This is a genomic window from Burkholderia sp. 22PA0099, from assembly GCF_047497165.1.
Classification (GTDB): Bacteria; Pseudomonadota; Gammaproteobacteria; order Burkholderiales; family Burkholderiaceae; genus Burkholderia.
Window position 1 is genome coordinate 896,021 of the sequence record NZ_CP163164.1, and the last position, 23,299, is coordinate 919,319.

Genomic DNA, 23,299 nt, shown 5'->3' on the forward strand with positions numbered 1-23,299 from the left:
TGGGGGGAAGCGGCCGCGTCGTCGCGCGGTCCGAACTGGGCGCCGATGGTCTGTCGCGCCCGCGACAGCCGGCTCATGACGGTGCCGATCGGCACCTCGAGCACGTCGGCGGCCTCGGCATAGCTGAGGCCCTCGACGGCCACCAGCAGCATCACGATCCGCTGCGCTTCCGGCAAGCGCTCCACGGCGGTGATGATCTCGCCGCTCAGGAGCATGTCTTCGGGATTGCGCGCGCCGGGATCGGCGACCGTTTCGAGGAAATTGTCGTCCCATTCCATGCTGGAACGGCTGCGCACGCTGCGCGCGCGCAATTCGTTGATCCAGGTGGAGTGGACGATCGAGAACATCCAGCTCAGCGGCGCGGTGCCTGGCTGCAGCTGGTGAGCGCGTTCGAGGCCGCGCACGCAGGCACGCTGGAGCACATCCTCCGCGTCGTGCTGGTTGCCGCACAGGCGCAGCGAGAAGGCCCATAGCCGCGGCAACATGCCGGGCAGCAGATTGGGCAGACTCTCGACATCTGCTGTTGACATGATGGCTAACTGAAAGCGAGGTTGCCGGCTGGCACACCGGCCGGAATCCGGCTGCTGGCGAGCCGGAGGAATAGGCTGGCGAATTGTACCTCGCCCGATTCCCGCATGCTAAGGCTGGCTGCACGCGCGGCTCGGCGCGCGCGGGCTGACGCGGAACCGTCCGAACGCCTGACGGATTCCCTGTTGCGAGGCAACCGGAAACGGGGTTCGGGCCTATCGGCCGGCGCGGCGCATGAACCCGGCACGCACGCCCGCGTCGGCCGGCCGGCTGGCGACGCGACAGGAGCAGGCCGAACCGGCGCCGGAACCGACGTCATCCTCCGCCGTCACAGCGCCTCCCCCGCCGCCAGCACCGCCCGGATCGCCGTATCGAACGGCGTGCGCCGGCCGATGCCGAGCGCTTCCAGCCGCGACGCGTCGAGATGGCAATCGTACGGGCGCGGCGTCGCATCGCGCGGCTCGGTCACGGCCGTCAGGCGCGGCGCGATGCCGAGCGCGGCGGCGATCCGCACGGCGATCTCGTGCTTGGTCATCGGCTCGTCGCCGGACCACTGGCACAGCCCCGTCACCGTCTGGCCGGCCGCGTGGCGTGCGGCCAGTTGCGCGATCACGAACGCGACGTCGGGCGTCCAGGTCGGATAGCGGATCGCCCAGGCGTCCATGTCGACCGGCGCGGCGCCCGGCCGCGACGACGCCACGATCGCCGGCACCAGGCTCGTCACGGCCGAATCGGCCCAGGTCAGCGCCGGGCCGAACAGCAGCGGCAGGCGCAGCGCGCAGGCGCGCGACGAAGCGGCCAGCAGCGCCGTCTCGCCGTCGGCCTTGCTGCGGCCGTAGGCGTTGAGCGGCGCGGGCGCGTCGGTTTCGCGGTACGGTGCGGCGCGGCCGTCGAACACGTAATCGGTGGACATCGCGAGCGTCCATGCGCCGCCGGCCTCGGCGCGCGCGGCGATCTCCGCCGGGGCCGTCACGTTGATGGCGCGCGCCGCCTCGGGCTGGCGCTCGCACACATCGGGCCGCCGCTCGGCCGCGCACACGATCACCGCGGCGGGGCGCTGCGCGGCGAAGAAACGGTCGAGCGCACGCGGATCGAGCACGTCGAGCGGCGTCAGCGCCTCGGGCGCGAGCCCGGCCAGGCGTGCGGCGGCCTGCGCGGTCGCGCTGCCCGGATCGCGGACGGTGGCGACGAGCTGCCATTCGCGGCGCGGCGCGAGCGCGGCGGCCACGGCGCGGCCCAGCAGGCCCGAAGCACCGATCAGGGCGAGTTTCATCCGGTGGTCTCCTGGTAGTCCCGCAAGCGGGTGGGGCACTATTGTGCCGGTTGCGGAAGCGGGCGCGTGTGGCAACGGCCTTCCGTTTTTCGCCGCCAATCATCGTCGAACCGCTCCCGCTACGGTCCCACCCCTGCGATCGCCCTATCCGCTGCGGCCACTGTCAGACGTCTTCCCTCAACACCTCGACAAAGGCCCGCCTCCGCGATCGCCCCATCCGCCACAACCACCGCCGAACGCCTTCCCTCAAACCGCCCCCGCCCCAGGCCCACCCCGTGCGACGCCCCCCCGCCCAAGCCCGTCCCACCGCACTTCCCCGCCTCCACCACCGCGACTTTTGCGCGGGGCCAGACCACAACAAGGCAAAATACGGGTTTTTCGAGACTGCACCGGTCTCGTCCCGTCCCTGCCGGCAGCCCGCGCCGGCGCGCCTCATGCGCGCGCCGCCCGGCCTGCCCACCGGAGTTGCATGACATGCCTGAATCGAATCTGTCCTTCGCTGGCCGCCTGTCGGTGGCCATCGGATCGTTCTTCGCCATCCTCGGCAACGGCAAGCTCGCCGCCGACGTGCGCGACCTGCGCAACGGCGTAGCGCCCGCCGCCGCCCCCGTCGCGCCCAAAGCGCCCGAACCGGTCGCAGCCAAGCCCGCCCCCGCCCCGCAACCGCCCGCGCCCGTAATCCAGGCCGCCAGCCCCGACGCCGCGCTGCAACTGCTCGGCCTGCTGCAGAAGAACGCGCGCCTCGTCGATTTCGTCGAGGAAGACATCGCCGCCTACGCGGACGCCGAAATCGGTGCCGCCGCGCGCCTCGTGCACGAAGGCTGCCGCGCGACGCTGCGCGAGCACTTCACGATCCGCCCGGTGCGCAGCGAGGCCGAAGGCACGCGCGTGACGCTGCCGGCCGGCTTCGACGCCACCGCCAACCGCCTGACCGGCAACGTGGTCGGCACCGCGCCGTTCACCGGCACCCTGAGCCATCGCGGCTGGCGCGCCGAGGCCGTCAAGCTGCCGAAGCTGGTCGAATCGCACGATGTCTCGGTGATCGCGCCGGCGGAGGTGGAGCTGTGAGCGACCCGCGTTACTCGATCGGCATCGATCTCGGCACCACCCACTGCGCGCTGTCCTACGTCGATCTGGCCGCCAGCGACGGCGACGCCGCCGCGCAGCAGGTGCTGCCGGTCGCCCAGTTGAACTCGCCGGGCGCGATCGACACGCCCGCGCTGCTGCCCTCGTTCCTGTACCTGCCGCATCCGGGCGAACTGGCCGCGGGCGACCTGACGCTGCCGTGGACGGCCACGCGCGACTACGCGGTCGGCGAGATGGCCCGCAGCCGTGGCGCGGGCACGCCGATCCGGCTGGTGTCGAGCGCCAAGAGCTGGCTGTGCCACCCCGGCGTGGACCGCCGCGCGGCGATCCTGCCGAACGACGCGCCGCCCGAAGTGGAACGCGTCTCGCCGCTCGAAGCGTCGGTGCGCTACCTGACCCACCTGCGCGAAGCCTGGAACCACGCGCACCCCGACGCGCCTTTCGCCGACCAGGACGTGACGGTGACGATCCCCGCCTCGTTCGATCCGGCCGCGCGCGAACTGACGGCCGAGGCCGCGCAGGCCGCCGGCTACACGCGCATGACGCTGCTGGAAGAACCGCAGGCCGCGCTCTACAGCTGGATTCAGAAAAGCGGCGGCGGCTGGCGCAAGGACGTCAAGGTCGGCGACATCATCCTGGTGGTGGACGTGGGCGGCGGCACCACCGATCTCTCGCTGATCGCGGTGGTGGAACGCGACGGCAATCTCGAACTGCACCGCGTGGCGGTGGGCGAGCACATCCTGCTCGGCGGCGACAACATGGATCTGGCGCTCGCCCATGTGGTGGCGCGCAAGCTCGCCGCGCAAGGCACGCAGGCCGACCCGTGGCAACTGCGCGCGCTGACCTACGCGTGTCGCAGTGCGAAGGAAACGCTGCTGACCGACCGCAGCGTGGAAACGGTGCCGCTGGTGGTGCCGAGCCGCGGCTCGAAGCTGATCGGCGGCTCGATCCGCACCGAACTGACCCGCGCCGAACTCACCCAGATCCTGCTCGAAGGCTTCTTCCCGCAAACCGACGCCACGGCCCGCCCGACGGTGCGCACGCGCGCCGGCCTGACGCAACTGGGCCTGCCCTACGCGCAGGACGCGGGCATCACGCGTCACCTGGCCGCCTTCCTCGGCAAGCAGGTCGGCGCGCTGGCCGAACTCGAGGGCCAGCCGTTCGCGGCCAACCCGGCCGCCAGCTTCCTGCATCCCACCGCCGTGCTGTTCAACGGCGGCGTGTTCAAGTCCGAACTGCTGACCGAGCGCATCCTGTCGATCCTGAACGGCTGGCTCGCGGCCGAAGGCGCGGCCCCGGCCCGCCTGCTCGGCGGCGCGGACCTCGACCTCGCGGTAGCGCGCGGCGCGGCCTACTACGGCTACGTCAAGCGCGGCCGGGGCGTGCGGATTCGCGGCGGCACGGCGCGCGCCTATTACGTGGCGATCGAATCGGCGATGCCGGCGATCCCCGGCATGGAACCGCCCATCTCGGCGCTGTGCGTCGCGCCGTTCGGCATGGAGGAAGGCTCGGACGCTGCGCTGCCCGAGCAGGAATTCGGCCTGGTGGTGGGCGAGCCGGTGCACTTCCGCTTCTTCGGCTCGTCGGTGCGGCGTCAGGATCAGGTCGGCACGATGCTCGATTACTGGTCGGCCGACGAACTTCAGGAGCTCGAAGCAATCCAGGCCACGCTGCCGGCCGACGGCCGCACGCCCGGCGAGATCGTGGCCGTGAAGCTGCATGCGCACGTCACCGAGGCCGGCACGCTCGAACTCGAAGCCGTGCCGCGCGGCAGCGGCGAACGCTGGAAGGTGGAGTTCGACGTGCGCGGCGGCACGGACGCCTGATGACGCGATACGTCGTCGGGATCGACCTCGGCACCAGCAATACCGTCGTCGCCTACGTCGAGGCGGGCGAAACGCAAATCCGCGTGTTCGAAGTGGAGCAACTGGTGGGGCCGGGCGAAGTGGGGGCCGCGCCGTTGCTGCCTTCGTCGCGCTATCACCCGGCGGCCGGCGAACTGGCCGCCGACGCGCTGGCGCTGCCGTGGGGCGGCGCGCGCGAGCCGGCCGTGGTCGGCCGCTTCGCGCGCCAGCTCGGCGCGCAGGTGCCGGGCCGCCTCGTCAGCAGCGCCAAGAGCTGGCTGTCGAACGCCTCGGTGGACCGGCTCGCGCCGATCCTGCCGTGGGGCGCGCCCGACGAGGTCGCCAAGGTTTCGCCGGTGGCCGCCAGCGCCAGCTATCTGGCGCATGTGCGCGCGGCCTGGAATCACCGCTTTCCGGCCGCGCCGCTCGAAACCCAGGACGTCGTGCTGACCGTCCCCGCGTCGTTCGACGACGGCGCGCGCGCCCTGACGCTCGAAGCCGCGCGCGCGGCCGGGCTGCCCACGCTGCGGCTGCTCGAAGAGCCGCAGGCCGCGTTCTACGACTGGCTCTATCAGCACCGCGACGGCCTCGGCGAAGCGCTCGACGGCACGCGCCTGGTGCTGGTGTGCGACGTGGGCGGCGGCACCACCGATCTGACGCTGATCCGCGTGGAGCCCGGCACCCTCGACGAATCGGGCGCGCCGCGCCTCACGCGGATCGGCGTCGGCAATCACCTGATGCTCGGCGGCGACAACATGGATCTGGCGCTCGCGCACCTGGCCGAGCGCCGGCTGACGGGCGCGGATGCACAAGGTACAGCGGGCACGGCGGCGGGATCGCCCGCGCGGCTGTCGGCCGCCAGCCTGTCGCAACTGGTCGAACGCTGCCGCGTGGCGAAGGAGCAATTGCTCGGCGACGACGCGCCCGGCACGGTGCCCGTCACGCTGCTCGGCGCGGGCTCGAAGCTGATCGGCGGCGCGCGCAGCACCCGGCTCGCGCGCGACGAGGTGGAGCGGATCGTGGTGGACGGCTTCTTCCCGGCCGGCCGCGCCGACGACATGCCGCGCCGCTCGCGCGCGGCGATCGTCGAATTCGGGCTGCCGTACGCGGCCGATCCGGCCATCACGCGGCATGTCGCGGCGTTTCTGGCGCGCTTCGCCGCGCAGTCGCATGAAGCCGTTGCGGGCGCAACGACCGCCCCCTCAGACACCCCGTTCGCGATGCCCGACACCTTGCTGCTGAACGGCGGCGTGTTCCGCGCCCGCGCGCTGGCCGGGCGGCTCGCCGACACGCTCGGCGCGTGGCGCGGCCAGCCGCTCAAGGTGCTCAACAACGATCAGCCCGATATCGCCGTGGCGCGCGGCGCGGTGGCCTACGGGCTGGCGCGCGCGGGCCATGCGCCGAGGATCGGCGGCGGTTCGCCGCGCAGTTACTTCCTCGTGCTCGACGGCGACGACGAGGCAAAGCCGCCAGCCGGCGATGAAAACGGCGACGCCAACACCGAAGCCCCGCCCCCGCGCGGCGTTTGCGTGCTGCCGCGCGGCACGCCCGAGGATCAGGCCGTGCGGCTCGACGATCGCACGTTCGCGCTGCGGCTCGGCCATCCCGTGCAGTTCCATCTCGTCTCGACCGCCGCCGACACGCCGTGGCAGCCGGGCGAGATCGCCGAGCTGTCGGGCAACGATTTCGTCTGGCTGCCGCCGGTCGCCACCGTGGTGCGCCAACGCGGCGGCGAGCGCAAGCGCGAACGCAAGGTTCGCTTGCACACCGCGCTGACCGAGGTCGGCACGCTCGACATGCACTGCGTCGCCACCGACGACGACGCGCAACGCTGGCAACTCGAATTCAGCCTGCGCGGCAACGAGAGCGAAGCGCAAGCCGATGGCGAAGCCTCCGGCGACGCGCGCCATCCCGCGTTCGGGCAGGCCGTCGAGCTGATCGAACAAGTGTTCGGCGCGGCCTCCACGCGCGTCGATCCGAAGGCCGTCAAGCGCTTGCGTGCGCAACTGGAGCAGACGCTCGGCCCGCGTCAGGATTGGGATCTCTCGCTGTTGCGCGAATTGTTCGGCGCGCTGTGGGCGCGCGCCGGCCGCCGCCGTCGCTCGGCCGACCACGAACGGCTGTGGCTGAACCTGGCCGGCTGGTGCATCCGCCCCGGCTTCGGCCATCCGCTCGACGCCTGGCGCGTCGAGCAACTGTGGCAACTGTTCGACGACGGCATCCAGCACGTCAACGACGCGCAGGTCTGGTCCGAATGGTGGACGCTCTGGCGCCGTGCGGCGGGCGGCCTGCCGGCCGAGGCGCAACGGCAGATGCTCGACGCGCTGCACTGGCTCGACACCGCCGCCGCGCAGAAACATCACGGTCTGCCGTTCGATCCGGCGAAACTCGGCACGGCCGACATGACGCGCCTCTACGCCTCGCTCGAACAGGTGCCGGCCGCGCGCAAGATCGCCATCGCCGAAGCCTTGCTCGACAAGCTCGCGCGCACGCCGGGCAACCGGCAGGACTGGTGGGCGATCGGCCGGCTCGGCGCGCGGCTGCCGTTCCATGGCAGTGCGCACGAAGTGGTGCCGCCGGACGTGGCGACGCGCTGGCTCGATGCGATCCTCGCGCTCGACTGGAAGAAGGTGGAACCGGCCATGTTTGCCGCCGCGCAGATCGCCCGCATGACGGGCGACCGCAGCCGCGACCTGCCCGACGCGGTGCGCGCCGCCGTGCTGCAACGGCTCGAAGCGGCGCATGCCTCGCCGGCCTGGATCGCGATGGTGCGGGAGGTGGTGACGCTCGACAGCGCCGATTCGGGGCGCGTGTTCGGCGAAGCGCTGCCGGCCGGGCTCAAGCTGCTCGGCTGAAGCACCGCGCGGCGCGGCGCGCGGGCGGTCGCGCCCTCAGCCGATCCGCGAGGCGTGCCCGGCGATCACTCGCCAGCGCGGCCCGGCCGCGCGCCAGAGCCGCGTGTAGGCGAACTGGCCGTCGATCGGCGTCGCGCCGAAATGGCCGGCCAGTTGCGCTTTCGTGACCGTCACGATCAGTTCGCCGACGCGCTGCGTGCGCGTCTCGTAGATATCGAACCGATGCAGGCGCAGCAAGCGCGCGCGATGCGCGTCCAGATCGTCGTCCTTCGACAGCACCTGCCCGTCCGGCGCCGTGAACACCAGGTCGTCGTCGATCAGTTCGGACAACGATGCAACATCGTTGGCGAGCATCGCGTCGCGCAAGGCAACTTCGTAGCGCTCGATGATGGCGATGGCGTTCATGGGCAGCTCCTCGTCGGGGCAGGCGGTCAGCGCAGCGTACCCGAATCCGCCGCCCCGGCGGCCCCCTCTCGCATCGGCGGATACCCTGAGCCGCCACCGCCAATGTCATTTTTGACCGGGTATCATCCGGGAAAACCCGAGCCATCCGCCGCCGCGTCCCACCCTCGACGCGGCGCGCGGGCCGCCCGGGCCGATCGCCTCACCGGGCGCATCGCATGCCGGAGATCCCGGCGGGCCTGCGCATCCGGTGTCCATTCAACGCCGGGCTGCCCGCCCGGATTCGGCACACGGCCACAAGCCCGGTTGCCGGCACGGATATCGTCGACCATGATCGCCGCCGCCTGTTCGCGCGTGTTCCATCGCGCCCGCCTGCACGACCCCTTGCTCGCGCGCCTGCGCGGCGCCACCCGCTCGGCGCTCGCCTGTTCGCTCACGGCCAGCCTCGGCCTCGCCTGGGCCGTTCGCCACCACGTTCCGTTGACCGCCGCCATTCCCGCCGCGCTGTTCGCGATGATCGCGCCGCTGTTCCTGCGCGAAGCGCGTTGGTCGGGCTGGCTCGTCACGCTGGCGCTGCTCGCGAGCTGCGCCGGGCTGTCGCTGGCCGCCGGGGCAGCCGTGGCCGAACAGCCGCTATGGCGCGGCGCGGGCTCGCTGCTGGTGGTGTTCGCGGGCGTGCTGTGTCAATCGCTCGGCGCTCGCGCGGTAGGCGCGGCGATGCTGACGCTGGTGTCGTTCTACCTCGGGCTGTATCTGCATCCCGACCCCACGCGGCTGATGCAGATGCTCGGCCTGATGACGTTCGCGCCGGCCGTGCTGGCGCTGGTGGGCCGCGTGCTGATTCCGGTCGAACACGGCCTGCCGCCCGGCGAACGCCCGGCCCGCGCGCCGCTGACCGCGATGCTCGCGCACCGGCTGCACCATCTCGCCTGGCGGCCGGCGCTGGCCGCCACCGCCGCCGCGCTGCTCGCGATGCTGGCCGGCGGCGCACTCTCGGAAGATCGCGCGATGTGGGCCGTGATCAGCACGTTCGTGGTGTTTCTCGGCACCACCTCGCACCAGGGCACGCGGGCGCGCGTCGTGCAGCGCGTGATCGGCACGCTCGCGGGCGCGGCGGCCAGCGTGCTGCTCGTCACCGTTTTCGCGCATCAGACCGGCGTGCTGGTGGCCGCGATGATCGCGTCGGTGTTCGGCTGGGCCTATTACATTCTTCATGCGTATGCGCGCGGCGTGTTCTTCATCACGCTGCTGGTGGGCCTGCTGTACGGCACGCTCGGCTTCGCGATCGTGCCGCTCGCGGCCATGCGCATCGAGGAAGTGCTGGCCGGCTGCCTGATCTCGCTCGCGCTGGCCTTGCTGTTGATGCCGTCCGAGGCCGTGCGTGCCGCAGGCACCCAACGCAACGCGCCCGCCGCAGAGCGCAACCCGGTTCGGAACTAGGCGAATACTCGCGCCCGCTCAACACAGACGATTCATCAGCACACCGACACGCTTCACCCGATGCGGCCATTACATCAGGTCATGCCGGCTCCAACAATTTCGGCGTTGTCCGCAGCAAATTGGCTCACTATATTCGAATCGACCCGATGATCGATTCCCCCCGGAGTGCCGCTCGCATCGCGGCCAGCCCTTCCGGATGAAGTGTCCACTGCAACCGTGTCGAGGAAGAGTCGTGACGAAAACGAAACGCCTGTGTCAGGCCGCCATAACACTCGCGATCGGTAGCGCGAGCGCCACGTCGGCGCTCGCCGCCGGCCAGATCACCTTCGTGTCGCAAGGCGGCGCGTACCAGGAAGCCCAGACCAAGGCCATTCTCGACCCTGCCGCCAAGCAGCTCGGCATCACCATCGCGCAGGACAGCATTCCCGACGCATGGCCGCAGATCAAGGCGCAGGGCGCCACCGGCAAGCCGATCTGGGACGTGGTCGACACGCCCACCTCGAACTGCCTGCGCGGCGGCGCCGAAGGGCTGATCGAAAAGCTCGACTACACGAAGATGCCGAGCGCCGCATCGATCCCCGAGAAATACCGCACGCCGTATTCGGTGCCGTACGAGTTCTATTCGAGCGTGATCGGCTACAACAAGAAAACCGTCAAGAAGGTGCCGCACAGCTGGGCCGACTTCTGGAACGTCAAGGGCTTCCCCGGCACGCGCGCGCTGCGCAACGATCCGCAAACCGTGCTCGAAGCCGCGCTGCTCGCCGACGGCGTGGCGCGCGACAAGCTCTATCCGCTCGACGTGGATCGCGCGTTCCGCAAGCTCGCGCAGATCAAGCCCGACATCGCCGTCTGGTGGACCTCGGGCGGCCAATCGGCGCAGTTGCTGCACGACGGCGAAGTGGACATGGAAATGATCTGGAACGGCCGCGCCAGCGCGGTCGCGAAGGACAACCCCGACGTGGCGTTCACCTACGACGACGGCATCCTGCAGAACACCCAGCTGTGCATCCTGAAGAACGCACCGAACCTCGCGAACGCGGTGCGCTTCGTCGATGCGGCCGTCTCGCCCGACTTGCAGGCGAACCTGCCGAAGTACATCGACTACGGCCCCGGCAACCCGGCCGCCTACCAAACCGGCAAGATCACGCCGCAGCGCGCGAGCGAACTGCCCAGCTCGCCGGCCAACGCTGCCAAGCAGGCGCTGCTCTCGGAAGAATGGTGGGCGACGCCGCAGGGCATCCAGGCCAAGGCACGCTGGCTCAAGTTCATGCAGCAATAAGCGGCGCGGCACGCGCGAGGCGTGCCGCTTTGTCGCTTCGTTGCGCCCGCAACTTGATGCCGCGCGTTGCCGCATGACGCCGCGCGGCGCTCGTTTCGATTGACTTCGATTCCCGTCATCCGCCCTGCCGCGCGCGCCGAATTGCTACCTGTCGCGCCGCCCAGGGCGATGCGCCTTTCCTGCCGGTTCCGATCGTGTACGACTACCTGATACTCGGCGGCGGCTCGGCCGGCTGCGTGCTGGCCGCGCGGCTCTCCGAGGACGCTACCCGCTCGGTCTGCCTCGTCGAGGCCGGCCGCAACGTGTCGGCCGCCACGCTGCCACCCGACATGCGCAGCCGCTACCCCGGCCGCGCCTATCTCGACACGCGCAACCTGTGGGCGCGCTTGCAAGCCCGCATGAGCGCGCCCGCCGCGTCTCGCCGCTACGAACAGGCGCGCGTGCTCGGCGGCGGCTCGGCGATCAACGCGTTGATGGCCAACCGCGGCGCACCCGCCGATTACGACGAATGGGCAGCGCTCGGCGCGTCCGGCTGGAACTGGGCAAGCTGCCTGCCGTACTTCCGCAAGCTCGAACGCGACGTGCAGTTCGACGGCCCGCTGCACGGCGCGAGCGGCCCGTTGCGCGTGCAACGCGCGCCACCCGAGCGGCTCTCGCCGTTCGTGCGCGGCGTGATCGACGCGCTCGACCGGCGCGGCCTGCCGCTGCGCGACGATCAGAACGGCCCCTGGCAGGACGGCGCGTTCGTCGGCGCGATCGCCGTCAGCGAGCAGGGCGAACGCATTCCCACTTCGGTGTGCTATCTCGACGACGCCGCACGCGCCCGCCCCAACCTGACGATCACGACCGACACGCAAGTCGAGCGCGTGCGCTTCGACGGCAAGCGCGCGACAGGCGCGGACGTGATTCGCCCCGACGGCAGCCGCGCCACGCTGCATGCGCGGCACGTGATCGTCAGCGCGGGCGCGATCCACAGCCCCGCGCTGCTGCTGCGCAGCGGCATCGGCCCGGGCGAGGATCTCCACGCGCTCGGCATCGAGGTAATCGCCGCGCGCGAGGGCGTGGGCCGCAACCTGATGGAGCATCCGTCGATCGCGGTATCGGCGTTCCTGCCGCGCGCGGCGCGCACGCCGTTTCCCGACGAGCATCACGAGCAGGCCATCGTGCGTTATTCGTCGGGGCTGCCCGGCACGCCGCCCGGCGACATGCACGGCGCGATCCTGTCGCGTTCGGGCTGGCATTCGGTCGGCTACCGGCTCGGCACGATGTTCTTCTGGGTCAACAAATCGTATTCGCGCGGGCGCGTCACGCTGGCCTCGGCCGATGCGCGCGAGGAACCCGCCGTGGCGTTCTCGATGCTGTCGGATCCGCGCGATCTCGAACGGCTCAAGGGCGCGGTGCGCTTCGGCGCGCAAACGCTGGCCGATCCCGCGCTGGCCGCTCGGCTCGGGCCGCGCTTTCCGTCGAGCTATTCGCCGCGCGTGGCGGCCGTGGCGCAGCCGGGCCGCTGGAACGCGGTGCAGCGCGGCGCGTTGAGCGCACTGCTCGACGTGGCCGGGCCGTTGCGCGGCGCGTTGATCGGGCGCGTCGTCACGCAGGGCGTCTCGCTCGCCACGCTGCTCGCCGACGACGCCGCGCTGACCGAGTTCGTCACGCGCTCGGTGGGCGGCACCTGGCACCCGTCGGGCACCTGCCGGATGGGCGCGGCCGGCGACCCGCTGGCCGTCACCGGCGCCGACGGCGCGGTGCATGGCGTGGAAGGCCTCAGCGTGTGCGACGCGTCGCTGATGCCGTCGATCCCGTGCGCGAACACCAACGTGCCGACCATCATGATCGCGGAACGCATCGCCGACGCGCTGCTCGGCCGCGCCGCGCCGCGCCCGCCTGAATGAACAACGCCGTGCCGCGCAAGACGCGCGGCACGGCGTTCGATCGATCGGCGCGGCGTCAGTCCCCGTAGCCGACCACGCCCTTCACTTCGAGAAACGCCTCCAGCCCCCACTCGGCGTATTCGCGGCCGTTGCCCGATTGCTTGTAGCCGCCGAACGGCGCGCCCGCATCCCAGGCCGGATAGTTCAGATACACACCGCCCGCCCGCAGCCGGAATCCCACGCGCCGTGCGCGCGCCAGGTCGCCCGATTGCACGTAGGCGGCCAGGCCGTATGGGCTGTCGTTGGCGATCGAGATTGCCTCCTCTTCGTCGCGATACGGCAGGATCGCGAGCACCGGCCCGAAGATCTCCTCGTTGGCGATCGTCATGTCGGGCCGCACGTTCGCGAACACGGTGGGCTTCACGTAATAGCCCTGCGTCAGCCCGTCGGGGCGGCCGGGGCCACCTGCCACGAGTTGCGCGCCCTCGGCCACGCCGGCCTCGATCAGCCGCTGCACGCGCCCGAACTGCACGGCGTTGACCACCGGCCCCATCGTCACGCCGGCCGTGTCGGGCGCACCGACCCGATGCGCGAGCGCCGCACGTCGTGCGATCTCGACGGCCTCGTCGTGACGATCGGCCGGCACCAGCATCCGCGTCGGCGCGTTGCACGACTGGCCGCTGTTGCTGAAGCAACTGTCCACGCCGTTTTTCACGGCCGTTTCGAAATCGGCGTCGTCGAGCAGCAGGTTCGCCGATTTGCCGCCCAGCTCCTGATGCACGCGCTTCACGCCCGGCGCGGCCAGCGTGGCGACCTGCACGCCGGCGCGCGTCGAGCCGGTAAACGACACCATGTCGATGTCGGGATGCGCGCACAGCGCCGCGCCCACGCCCGGCCCGTCGCCGTGCACGAGGTTGAACACGCCGGGCGGCACGCCCGCTTCGTGCAGCACCTCGGCGAACAACGCGGCGTCGAGCGGCGACACCTCGCTCGGCTTGAGCACCATCGTGCAGCCGGCCAGCAGCGCCGGCGCGACCTTGCAGACGATCTGGTTGATCGGCCAGTTCCACGGCGTGATCAGCGCAACCACGCCGAGCGGCTCGTGGCAGATCAGCGTCGAGCCCTTGCGGCGCTGCCAGGCGAACGTCTCGCTGGTGCGCAACAGTTCTTCCAGATGACGCCGGCCGAGCCCGGCCTGCCAGTCGGACGCCAGCGCGGGCGGCGCGCCCAGCTCACGCGACAGCGTGGCCGCAATCTCGTCGTAGCGCCGCAAATACACGTCGAGCACGCGCCGCAGCAACGCGACGCGCTCGGCCGGCTCGGTTTGCGAGAACGTGCCGAACGCGCGTTTCGCGGCGGCCACGGCGCGCTCGACGTCGCGCGCATCGCCGAGCGCCACTTCGGCGTAGGGCTGTTCGGTGCACGGGTCGATGACGGGCAGGCGCGCGTCGCCGAACGGCGCGACCCACGCGCCGTCGATGTAGAAGTTCAGGGCATCGGTCATGCGCGGTTCCGTAGGAGTCCGTGAAAAGGCGAGCGTGCCGCGTTCAGGCCGCCGCCGCGCTCGCCGCCTGATTGCCACCGCGCCGGCTGATCACCATCATCAGCACCAGCGCGAGCGTGATCGCGGTCAGCATGGTGCTGATCGCGGCGATGGTCGGATCGATCTCGTCGCGCAGCGTCACGAACATGCGGCGCGTCAGCGTCTGGTTCGGGCCGCCCGATACGAACAGCGCCACCACCGTTTCGTCGAGCGCCTGGATGAACACGAACACCGCGCCCGAGATCACGCTGGAACGGATCTGCGGCAGCGTGACGGTCAGGAAACTGCGCAGGCGGTTCATGCCGAGGCTGCGCGCGGCCATTTCCTGCGCGTGATCGAACGAGCGCAGGTCCGCGCCCACCGAGATCAGCACATAGGGCAGGCCCAGCATGGCGTCGGCCAGGATCAGGCCGCCGAGCGTATTGACATAGCCGAACTGCGAGTAGACGAAGAACACGCCCACCGCCACGATGATGATCGGCACCATCAGCGGCAGCATCAGCACCGTGCGCAGCCGGCGGATCAGCGGGTGCCGGCCGTGTTCGATCGCGTAGGCCGCGGCCACGCCCACCGGCGTGGCGATCAGCACCGCGCCGAACGAGGCCGCCAGCGTGGTGCGCGCCGCCGCCAGCCATTCGGGATTCCCGAAGAACGCGTGATACCAGCGCAGCGACAGCGACGGCGGCGGGAACGTCATGAAGCGCGTGTCGGAGAACGACATCGGCACCACGATCAGCACCGGGATCATCAGGAATGCGAGGATCAGGATCACCGCGGCGATCAGCAGCGCGCGGGCGAGCGGATTCGGTTTCATTTCGCCCCCAGGGTCTTGTCGAGCGGGATCACGCGGCTGGCCGCATAGAAGATCGCGAACACGCACAGCAGCAGCACCACGCTCACCGAGCTGGCCGCGCCCCAACTGTTGTAGATCTCCACGTTGCGGCTCACCACCATCGACACCATGATCGAGCGGCCGCCGCCCATCAGTTCGGGCGTGATGTAGAAGCCGAGGCAGAGCACGAACACCAGCGTGACGCCGGCCACCACGCCGCCCATCGACAGCGGCAGGAACACCCGCACGAAGTTGTGCAGCGGCGTGGCGCCGAGGCTGGCGGCGGCTTGAGAAAGGTTGCGGGGAATCTTCTGCATGGCCGAATACAGCGGCAGCACCATGAACGGCAGCAGGATGTGCACCATCGCCACGATCGTGCCCAGTTCGTTGTAGGCCAGTTGCAGCGGGCGATCGATCAGGCCGGTGGCCATCAGCAGCTTGTTGACCACGCCGGTGCGCTGCAGCAGCACGAGCCATGCATAGGTGCGCACCAGCACGCTGGTCCAGAACGGCAGCACCACCATGCCGAGGATCAGCGCCGTGTAGCGCGGCCGTACCGAGGCGGCCAGGTACGCCACCGGGTAGGCCAGCAGCAGCGTGACGGCAGTGACGATCGCGCTCATGCGAAATGTAAGCGCGAAGGTGTCGAGGTAGGGGCCGCTGAAGATGCGGCGGTAGTATTCGAGCGTGAAGCCGCCGTCCTGGCGAATCGACTGCCACGACAGCCACGCCAGCGGCGCGACCAGCAGCAGCACGACCACGACCAGCGCGGGCGCGAGCAGCAGCAGCATCGCGCGATCCTCGCGCCGTTGATGATGGCGCGCGGCGCCGGCCTCGTTCGGTCGCATCAATTCGGTATCCGAAATCAGAGTTCTGGCAGTCGCCATCATACCCCCAGCGAATCGAGTATCTGGTACCACGCGGCGACGAGCCTGACGCCCGGCGCGCGCAGCGCATGAAACGGCACCGGCCGCAGGCCGTCCTGCGCGAGCAGCGCGAGATCGGGCCGCTCGCCGAGCGCCAGCGCGGCCGCGTGCTGGCCGATCAGGCTCGCCATCGCCACGCCCGCGCCGTTGTAGCCGAGGCAGAACACGGTGGAGGCGTCGCTGCGGCCGACGTGCGGCAACGCGTTGAACGTCATGCCGACGTAGCCCGACCAGCGGTATTCCACCCGCACGCCCGCCAGTTGCGGGAACAGCGCCACCATCGCGCGGCGCAGCGCCTCGAAGCCGGTGTCCTGGCCTTCCTTGCCGAACGCGTCGCGGCCGCCGAAGATCATGCGGCCGTCGGCGCGGCGGAACCACTTCATCATCCGGCGCGTTTCGGTATAGCTGCGGTCGCCCGTCATCAGCGCCGCATCGAGTTCGGCCGGCAGGCGTTCGGTGGCGATCATCGCGCTGCGGAACGGCACGAGTTCGCGTTGATAGTCGGCCGTGGCCGCGCTCAAGCCCGAGTACGCATTGGTGGCCACGATCAACTGCTTCGCGCGCACCGTGGCCGCCGGCGTGCGCAGCGTGACGCCGCCCGGCGTGCGTTCGATCGAGAGCACCGGCGTGCCGGTGTGGATCGGCACGCCGCGCGCCGCCAGGCCGCGCGCGAGGCCGAGCACGTATTCGAGCGGCAGGATGGTGCCCGCGTCGGCGCTCAATACGCCGCCGACGAAGCCGGTCGAGCCGGTTTCTTCGGTGACCTGAGCGCGCGAAAGTGCAGTCATCGATGTGTCGCCGAGCGTCGTGCGTACCCATTCGGCTTCGGCCAGACAACCCGCCAGCGCACGCTCGGTGTGCGCGCAGCGCAGGCTGCCGGTATGCGCGAGCCGTGCGCCTTCGATGCCGAATTCGTCGACCAGCGCCTCCACCGCGCGCACGCCTTCATGCGCGAGCCGGTGCATGCGCTTCGCGACGTCCAGCCCGTGACGGCTCGCGATGGTCGGAAACGACAGGCGGAACTTCGACGACACCACGCCGCCGTTGCGCCCGCTCGCGCCCCATCCCACCGGGTTCGCGTCGAGCACCGCGCAGGACACGCCGCGCCGCTGCAACGCATGCGCGGCGCCGAGGCCCGAGTAGCCGGCCCCGATCACCGCCACCTCCACCTGCAGATCGCGGTCGAGCGGCCCCGCGCCGGCATCGGCGTCGAGCACGCCCGAGCGGCCGGCGAGATGACGCCACAGCGAATCAGGCTGCAAAGCGGGCTGCAAACCGGGCTGCGGAGCGGTCGTGGCGGACGGCGCGAGCATGATCAGGCCGCGGCCAGTTCGGCGTCCACCGCGTCGGCGAGCGCGGCGAGCGTCGCGAAGCAGAACGTCGGCGTGGTCACTTCGTTCGGCACCGGGGTGCCGCCGAAGCCCTTCTCGCCCTGGCGGCGCTCGATCCAGCAGGTCGCGTAACCAAGCTGGGTGGCAATGCCGATGTCGTGATACTGGCTCTGCGCCGTGTGCAGGATCTCGCGGAACTTGTAGCCGAACGCGGCCTGACGCCCGCGGTTGTAGGCGAAGAATTGCGGGTCCGGCTTGGCGACGCCGGTTTCGTCGCAGCACACCGTATCGTCGAACGGATCGCCGAGCGTGTGCGCGTAGGCCGACAGCGCGACGCGGTCGGCATTGGTCATCGCGACCAGCCGGAAGTGCTTGCGCAGGCGCTTGAGCGCGGCCACCGAATCCTCGAACGCGGGCCATTCGAGCACGTCGCGCTGGAACGCGGCGGCCGATTGCGGATCGTCGGGCAGGCCCAGTTCCTTGGCGAGCGACAGATAGACGCTGGACATCGCGTGGCTGGAGCGGCCCGGGAACGCGGCGCGGCCGCGTAGGTACGGCTCGAAGATCTGATCGTCGGTCAGGTCCTTCGCGGCGGGGCCGCCGAGGCGGCGCACCGAGGCGAGCACGCCCTGTTCGAAGTTGATCAGCGTCCCGACTACATCGAACGTCAGAACCTTGAAATCGGTGAGCTTCATGGCTTGGATCCTTGATGACATGACACGGGTTTCGAAAACGGCACTGCAAACAGGGCGCACCTCTCCCCCGCGGCCTCGCCGGAGCGAAGCGCGTTGCGAGGCATGACGCCGGAAGCGGGGGTGCCCGTCAGGCGGGCACGACGATCGTGTCGCGCGGGTCGAGCACGACGGAAACGGACGCGCCGGGCGGCGGGATGCGTTGCCGCGCGTCGTGGTTGCCGGGCTGGCGCAGGCTCAGCGCGGTGCCGTCGGGCAGCGTCGCGAACACGCGCAGGCTTTCGCCCTGATAGAGCACCTCGGTCACGCGCGCGCTGAGACGGTTGGCCCCGGCCGGCGCGGTGCCGTCGTCGATCACGAGCTTTTCGGTCTGCACCGCGAGCAGCAGCTTGTCGCCGCGCGGCAGCGGCGCGCTGGTGTGCAGCACGGCATCGCCGAGCCGCACCGCGTGCTCGCCCTCGCGCTGCACCGGCAGCAGCGTCGCCTCGCCGATGAAGCTGGCCACGAACGCATTGCACGGGCGGTCGTAGAGCCGCTCGGGGGTATCGATCTGCACCAGCTTGCCGTTACGCAGGACTGCCACACGATCGCTCATCGTCAGCGCCTCGCGCTGGTCGTGCGTGACATACACGATGGTCGCGCCAAGCCGCCGGTGCAGGCGGCGCAGCTCGATCTGCATGGTTTCGCGCAGTTGCTTGTCGAGCGCGGAAAGCGGCTCGTCCATCAGGATCAGTTGCGGCTCGAACACCATCGCGCGAGCCAGCGCCACGCGCTGCCGCTGGCCGCCCGACAGCTCGCTGATGCGGCGGCCCTCGTAGCCGGACAGTTCGACCATCGCGAGCGCATCGGCCACGCGGCGCGCCCAGCCCGATTTCGGCTCGCGGCGGGCGCGCAGCGCGAACGCCACGTTCTCGCCCACCGTCATGTGCGGAAACAGCGCGTAGTTCTGGAACACGATGCCGATGTCGCGCTTGTGCGGCGGCGCAAATGTAATGTCGCGCTCGCCCACCCACACGCTGCCGCTGGTCGGCTGCACGAAGCCGCCGAGGATGCCGAGCAGCGTGGTCTTGCCCGAGCCGGACGGCCCCAGCAGCGAAACGAATTCGCCCTGCGCCACGTCCAGCGATACGTCGTCGAGCGCGGCCACCTGGCCATAACGCTTGACCGCCGATCGAATCGATACGCCTGCCTTTACTCTCGCGTCCATCCATCGCTCCCGCTTTGTCAGACCGTGTTGAACAAAATATAGGCGTCCATATTTTTGGCGGCAATTCCCAAATTGTTGGATCGGGCATAACATCAGGTCATGCCGAACCTTCGTCGCAAACTCCCGAGCGCGAACGCGCTGTTCGTCTTCGAAGCCGCCGCGCGCTGCGGAAATTTCACGCGCGCGGCCGAGGAGCTTTACGTCAGCCAGCCGGCCGTCAGCCGCATGCTGTCGCGCATGGAGGATCACATCGGCGTGCGCCTGTTCGAGCGCGTGCACGGCGGCATCGAGCTGACCGAGAACGGCCGCATCCTGTATCGCAAGATCTCCGAAGGATTGAACGGCATCGAAGATGCCATCAGCGAGATCGAGGCCCGCGCCACCGGGGTGGAACCGGTCACCTTGTCGGTATCCACCGCGTTCACCACGCACTGGCTGATGTCGCGCATGGGCCGGCTCAACGCGGCGTTTCCGTCGGTCGATCTGCGTTTTCAACTGATTTCGGGGCGCATCGGGGGCCCGCTCGGCGACGTCGATCTCGGCATGCGCTTCCTGCACGGCGGCGAGCCGGTCGAGCACAGCGTGGCCGTGATGCCCGAGGTGCTGCTGCCGGTGTGCAACCCGCGCTACGCGGAACTCGCACGCGGCGAGGCCTGGCACGAGCATGGCGACACCGTCATCGTGATGGATGCCGAGGAACGCGGCTGGCACACGCGCTACCGGGCGTTCGCCAGCGGCGAGCGCACCGCCGCCCACGTCCTGAGCTTCAACGATTACGCGATCGTCGTGCAGGCCGCGCTGCTGGGCCAGGGCATCGCGCTCGGCTGGGTCAACGTGCTTGCGCACTGGCTCGCGCAGAAGCAACTGGTGCCGGCCGTGTCGGAATTGCAGGTGACCGACCGCCTGTGCTGCCTGTCGTGGGCGCCGGGGCGCCCGCTTCGGCCGATCGTGGCCGAGGTACGCGACTGGCTGCTCGCCGAGATGCACGCCGATCTCGCCGCCGTCGATCTCGCCTATCCCGAACTCGGGCTGGCCGCCGCCATCGCGGCCGGGCCGCGCGCGACGGCCTGAGCCCGCGCCGCACAGCATGAAATGCCGTGCGCACCCCTCAAAACAACCGATTCGTACTGTTTAGCAATTTATTTGGCGAAACATGCACTGCGGCAGCGGCAGTAGCATGGTGCGGACCGCTGCGCGCCGCCCGATGGCGGCGCGCACCGCCTACGCCCTTCCGACGAGACGCCATCCCATGACAGCCCGCTTCAGCCTGCAGGACCTGATTCGTACCGACAACTTCATCGACGGCCAGTGGACCGCCGCCTCGGACGGCCGCTGCTTCGCCGTGACCGATCCGGCCACCGGCAAGACCATCGCCGCGGTGGCGGACAGCAGCGAGGCCGACGCGCGCGCCGCCACCGACGCCGCCGCCCGTGCATTTCCGGCCTGGCGCGACGCGCTGCCCGCCGAGCGCGCCGCCGTGCTGCGCCGCTGGCACGCGCTGATCGTCGAGCACGCCGACCCGCTCGGTCAGTTGATCTCGCTCGAACAGGGCAAGCCGCTGGCCGAGGGGCGCGGCGAAGTGATGTACGGCGCGTCGTACGTGGCGTGGTTCGCCGACGAGGCCACCCGCATCTACGGCGACCTGATCCCGCAGCAGCAACGCGGCAAGCGCATGAGCGCGCGCAAGGAGCCGGTGGGCGTGGTGGCCGCCATCACGCCGTGGAACTTCCCGCTGGCGATGATCGCGCGCAAGATCGCGCCGGCGCTGGCGGCCGGCTGCACGGTGGTCGCCAAGCCCGCCGAGGACACCCCGCTCACGGCCCTGGCGCTGGTGCTGCTCGCCCACGAAGCCGGCGTGCCGCCCGGCGTGCTGAACCTGATCAGCACCTCGCGCGAGCGCGCGGTGGCGGCCGTGGGCAACTGGCTGGGCGATGCGCGCGTGCGCAAGATCACCTTCACCGGCTCGACGCCGGTCGGCAAATATCTGGCGAAGGAATCGGCCGCCACGCTGAAGAAGCTGTCGCTGGAGCTGGGCGGCAACGCGCCGTTCATCGTGTTCGACGACGCCGATCTCGACGCGGCCGTGGCCGGCCTGCTGGCCTCGAAATTCCGCAACGGCGGCCAGACCTGCGTGTGCCCGAACCGCGTCTACGTGCAGGCCGGCGTGTACGAGCGCTTCGCCGAGCGGCTCGCCGAACGCGTGGCCGCGCTCAAGGTCGGCCCCGCCACGCAGGCCGATTCGCAGATCGGCCCGATGATCAACGACCGCGCGATCGACAAGATCGCGCGCCACGTGGACGACGCCGTAACACGCGGCGCGCGCGTGCTGGCCGGCGGCAAGCGCCTCGCGAAACTCGGCCCGAACTACTACGCGCCCACCGTGCTGGCCGACGCCACCGCCGAGATGCAACTGAGCTGCGAGGAAACCTTCGGCCCGGTGGTGCCGCTGTTCCGCTTCGAGGACGAAGCCGACGCCGTGCGCGCCGCCAACGACACGCCGTTCGGCCTGGCCGCCTATTTCTACAGCCAGGACCTGCGCCGCATCGAGCGCGTCACGCATCAGCTCGAAGCGGGCATCGTCGGCGTCAACGAGGGCGCACTCTCCAGCGAGGCCGCGCCGTTCGGCGGCGTCAAGGAATCGGGCTACGGCCGCGAAGGCTCGAAGTACGGCCTCGACGATTACCTGTCGATCAAGTACGTCTGCCAGGGCGGCCTGGCCTGAATATAGAAAGGCCCGCCGCGCGCCGACGCCGGATCGTCAACCGTCCTACACTGTCGGCTGATCCCGTTCGACGGAGGCGCACACCATGCATTACGAGCTGTATTACTGGCCCACCATCCAGGGGCGCGGCGAATACGTGAGGCTGGCCCTCGAAGCCGCCGAGGCCGACTACACCGACGTGGCGCGCGAGAAGGGCGGCATGGCGGCCATGAGCAAGCTGCTCGACAGCACGACGCTCGAAGCCGTGCCGTTCGCGCCGCCGTTCCTCAAGGCCGGTGAGCACATCGTCGGCCAGGTCGCCAACATCCTGCTGTTCCTCGGCCCGAAGCTGCACCTCGCGCCGAAGGACGAAGCCGGCCGCCTGTGGGCACACCAATTGCAACTGACGGTGGCCGATTTCGTCACCGAGATCCACGACACGCATCACCCGATCGGCTCGGGCCTCTATTACGAGGATCAACTGGCCGAGGCGGCGTGGCGCAGCGAGGATTTCATCGCGAACCGGCTGCCGAAGTTCCTCGGCTACTTCAGCCGCGTGCTTGCGCAGAACCCGCATCGCGGCGGCTTCATGGTCGGCAGCCAGTTGAGCTATGTGGATCTTTCCGTGTTCCAGTTGATCGACGGCCTGCGCTATGCGTTCCCGAAGGCGATGGGCCGCGAGGAGCCGAACCATCCGGGCCTGAGCGAGATTCGCGAGCGCGTCGCCGCGCATCCGCCGATCGCACGCTATCTGGCTTCGGAGCGGCGCATCCCGTTCAACACGCAAGGCATCTTCCGCCACTACCCCGAACTGGATCGTTAGCCGCGCGGCGCGATCTTCAGCCCTGCGAAACAGTTTCGACAGGCGTTGGAAAGCGAAATGGACGCCTGTCGAAAGCCTTCGTATAATTTGGAAGTTAACCTTGCAAGTTCAACTTTCTTTTAATACGATACCGTCCATGTCGCCCGCCCAAGCTTCCGACCGCGCGCTCGAATCCGCCGTCTCCGACCTGACCCTCGCCATCGGCCAACTGGTGCGCCGCGTGCGCTCCGAGCTGGGGCCGAGCGAATACACGCTGTCGCAACTGAGCGTGCTGGCGCGCCTCGAACAGAGCGGCCCGCTGACCACCGCCGATCTCGCGCGCGCCGAATCGATGAAGCCGCAATCGATGGGCACGCTGGTGGTCGGCCTGGAAACGGCCGGGCTGATCGAGCGGCAGCCGCATCCCACCGATGGCCGCCAATGGCTGATCGCGCTGACGCCCGCGGGCGCGGCCGAGCGCCAGCAGCGCCGCACCGCCAAGCACGCCTGGCTGCTCGAAGCGGTGCGCGAACTGAGCGACGAAGAGCGCCGCGTGCTGGCCGCCGCCCTGCCGCTGATCAAGCAACTGGCCGAGCGTTGACCGCCGGCCGTTCGCAGTCCTTCGAACCGCCTCGCAATCTTTCACGGCGCCGCATTCCGGCGGCGCCGCGCCGTTCCTGGTCCAAC

The 23,299-nt window shown here is 70.1% G+C and carries 18 protein-coding genes and 1 pseudogene; 10 read left to right on the forward strand and 9 right to left on the reverse strand.

The window, feature by feature from the left end; translation table 11 throughout:
- Positions 1 to 11 precede the first annotated feature (11 nt).
- Positions 12 to 530, reverse strand: a pseudogene (locus tag AB4851_RS03940) (RNA polymerase sigma factor); the annotation flags it as partial.
- A gap of 326 nt (positions 531 to 856) precedes the next feature.
- Positions 857 to 1,801 (reverse strand): dTDP-4-dehydrorhamnose reductase family protein, encoded by a 945-nt coding sequence (locus tag AB4851_RS03945; RefSeq protein WP_414448521.1) that lies wholly within the window; start codon positions 1,799 to 1,801, stop codon positions 857 to 859.
- A 474-nt stretch (positions 1,802 to 2,275) separates the two neighbouring features.
- Between AB4851_RS03945 and AB4851_RS03950 the strand changes: the two genes are divergently transcribed.
- The 3 genes from AB4851_RS03950 to AB4851_RS03960 are packed head-to-tail and all read left to right on the forward strand — an operon-like array spanning position 2,276 to position 7,586.
- Positions 2,276 to 2,869, forward strand: coding sequence for a DUF2760 domain-containing protein (locus tag AB4851_RS03950; RefSeq protein WP_414448522.1), 594 nt, complete (start codon positions 2,276 to 2,278; stop codon positions 2,867 to 2,869).
- Entirely contained in the window at positions 2,866 to 4,713 is a 1,848-nt protein-coding gene (locus AB4851_RS03955) for an Hsp70 family protein (RefSeq protein WP_414448523.1), read from the forward strand. The genes AB4851_RS03950 and AB4851_RS03955 overlap by 4 nt, the downstream gene beginning before the upstream one ends.
- Entirely contained in the window at positions 4,713 to 7,586 is a 2,874-nt protein-coding gene (locus AB4851_RS03960) for an Hsp70 family protein (RefSeq protein WP_414448524.1), read from the forward strand. Before AB4851_RS03955 ends, AB4851_RS03960 begins: the two co-directional genes overlap by 1 nt.
- Before the next feature lie 36 nt (positions 7,587 to 7,622).
- On the opposite strand, the gene AB4851_RS03965 is transcribed toward AB4851_RS03960, so the two are convergent.
- Positions 7,623 to 7,991 carry a nuclear transport factor 2 family protein gene (locus AB4851_RS03965; protein ID WP_414448525.1) on the reverse strand — a complete coding sequence of 123 codons (369 nt, stop codon included), beginning with the start codon at positions 7,989 to 7,991 and terminating at the stop codon, positions 7,623 to 7,625.
- A 327-nt stretch (positions 7,992 to 8,318) separates the two neighbouring features.
- On the opposite strand from AB4851_RS03965, the gene AB4851_RS03970 reads away from it, so the two are divergent.
- The 3 genes from AB4851_RS03970 to AB4851_RS03980 all read left to right on the forward strand — a co-directional run bounded on the left by AB4851_RS03970 (position 8,319) and on the right by AB4851_RS03980 (position 12,599).
- Positions 8,319 to 9,428, forward strand: a complete 1,110-nt coding sequence (locus AB4851_RS03970; protein ID WP_414448526.1) for an FUSC family protein — start codon at positions 8,319 to 8,321, stop codon at positions 9,426 to 9,428.
- A gap of 196 nt (positions 9,429 to 9,624) precedes the next feature.
- On the forward strand, positions 9,625 to 10,707 hold the full coding sequence (locus AB4851_RS03975) for an ABC transporter substrate-binding protein (protein ID WP_414448527.1): 1,083 nt from the start codon (positions 9,625 to 9,627) through the stop codon (positions 10,705 to 10,707).
- Positions 10,708 to 10,901: 194 nt separating this feature from the next.
- Positions 10,902 to 12,599 carry a GMC family oxidoreductase gene (locus tag AB4851_RS03980; protein WP_414448528.1) on the forward strand — a complete coding sequence of 566 codons (1,698 nt, stop codon included), beginning with the start codon at positions 10,902 to 10,904 and terminating at the stop codon, positions 12,597 to 12,599.
- 55 nt (positions 12,600 to 12,654) lie between these two features.
- Here the strand turns inward: AB4851_RS03980 and AB4851_RS03985 are convergent, their stop codons facing one another.
- From AB4851_RS03985 to AB4851_RS04010, 6 genes are all read right to left on the reverse strand, one after another.
- Complete coding sequence (locus AB4851_RS03985; RefSeq protein WP_414448529.1) at positions 12,655 to 14,082, reverse strand: aldehyde dehydrogenase family protein; 1,428 nt, start codon at positions 14,080 to 14,082, stop codon at positions 12,655 to 12,657.
- 43 nt (positions 14,083 to 14,125) lie between these two features.
- A complete protein-coding gene (locus AB4851_RS03990; protein WP_414448530.1) occupies positions 14,126 to 14,935 on the reverse strand; it encodes an ABC transporter permease in 810 nt (269 codons plus the stop codon).
- Positions 14,932 to 15,801, reverse strand: a complete 870-nt coding sequence (locus AB4851_RS03995) for an ABC transporter permease (RefSeq protein ID WP_414448531.1) — start codon at positions 15,799 to 15,801, stop codon at positions 14,932 to 14,934. Before AB4851_RS03995 ends, AB4851_RS03990 begins: the two co-directional genes overlap by 4 nt.
- A 38-nt stretch (positions 15,802 to 15,839) precedes the next feature.
- Positions 15,840 to 17,192, reverse strand: coding sequence for an NAD(P)/FAD-dependent oxidoreductase (locus AB4851_RS04000; protein ID WP_414448532.1), 1,353 nt, complete (start codon positions 17,190 to 17,192; stop codon positions 15,840 to 15,842).
- A gap of 2 nt (positions 17,193 to 17,194) precedes the next feature.
- Positions 17,195 to 17,905: an HAD-IA family hydrolase gene (locus AB4851_RS04005; protein WP_414440854.1), complete on the reverse strand. Its 711-nt coding sequence runs from the start codon at positions 17,903 to 17,905 to the stop codon at positions 17,195 to 17,197.
- A 127-nt stretch (positions 17,906 to 18,032) separates the two neighbouring features.
- Positions 18,033 to 19,109 (reverse strand): ABC transporter ATP-binding protein, encoded by a 1,077-nt coding sequence (locus AB4851_RS04010; RefSeq protein WP_414448533.1) that lies wholly within the window; start codon positions 19,107 to 19,109, stop codon positions 18,033 to 18,035.
- A 99-nt stretch (positions 19,110 to 19,208) separates the two neighbouring features.
- Here AB4851_RS04010 and AB4851_RS04015 point away from each other — a divergent pair, with 99 nt between their 5' ends.
- From AB4851_RS04015 to AB4851_RS04030, 4 genes are all read left to right on the forward strand, one after another.
- On the forward strand, positions 19,209 to 20,180 hold the full coding sequence (locus AB4851_RS04015; RefSeq protein ID WP_414440852.1) for a LysR family transcriptional regulator: 972 nt from the start codon (positions 19,209 to 19,211) through the stop codon (positions 20,178 to 20,180).
- Positions 20,181 to 20,358: 178 nt separating this feature from the next.
- Positions 20,359 to 21,831 (forward strand): NAD-dependent succinate-semialdehyde dehydrogenase, encoded by a 1,473-nt coding sequence (locus tag AB4851_RS04020; RefSeq protein ID WP_414448534.1) that lies wholly within the window; start codon positions 20,359 to 20,361, stop codon positions 21,829 to 21,831.
- Positions 21,832 to 21,916: 85 nt separating this feature from the next.
- The gene (locus AB4851_RS04025) at positions 21,917 to 22,633 is read left to right on the forward strand and encodes a glutathione S-transferase (protein WP_414448535.1); all 717 of its coding nucleotides are present in this window, start codon (positions 21,917 to 21,919) and stop codon (positions 22,631 to 22,633) included.
- Between the two features lie 136 nt (positions 22,634 to 22,769).
- Positions 22,770 to 23,213, forward strand: a complete 444-nt coding sequence (locus AB4851_RS04030; RefSeq protein WP_414448536.1) for a MarR family winged helix-turn-helix transcriptional regulator — start codon at positions 22,770 to 22,772, stop codon at positions 23,211 to 23,213.
- Positions 23,214 to 23,299: the final 86 nt, after the last annotated feature.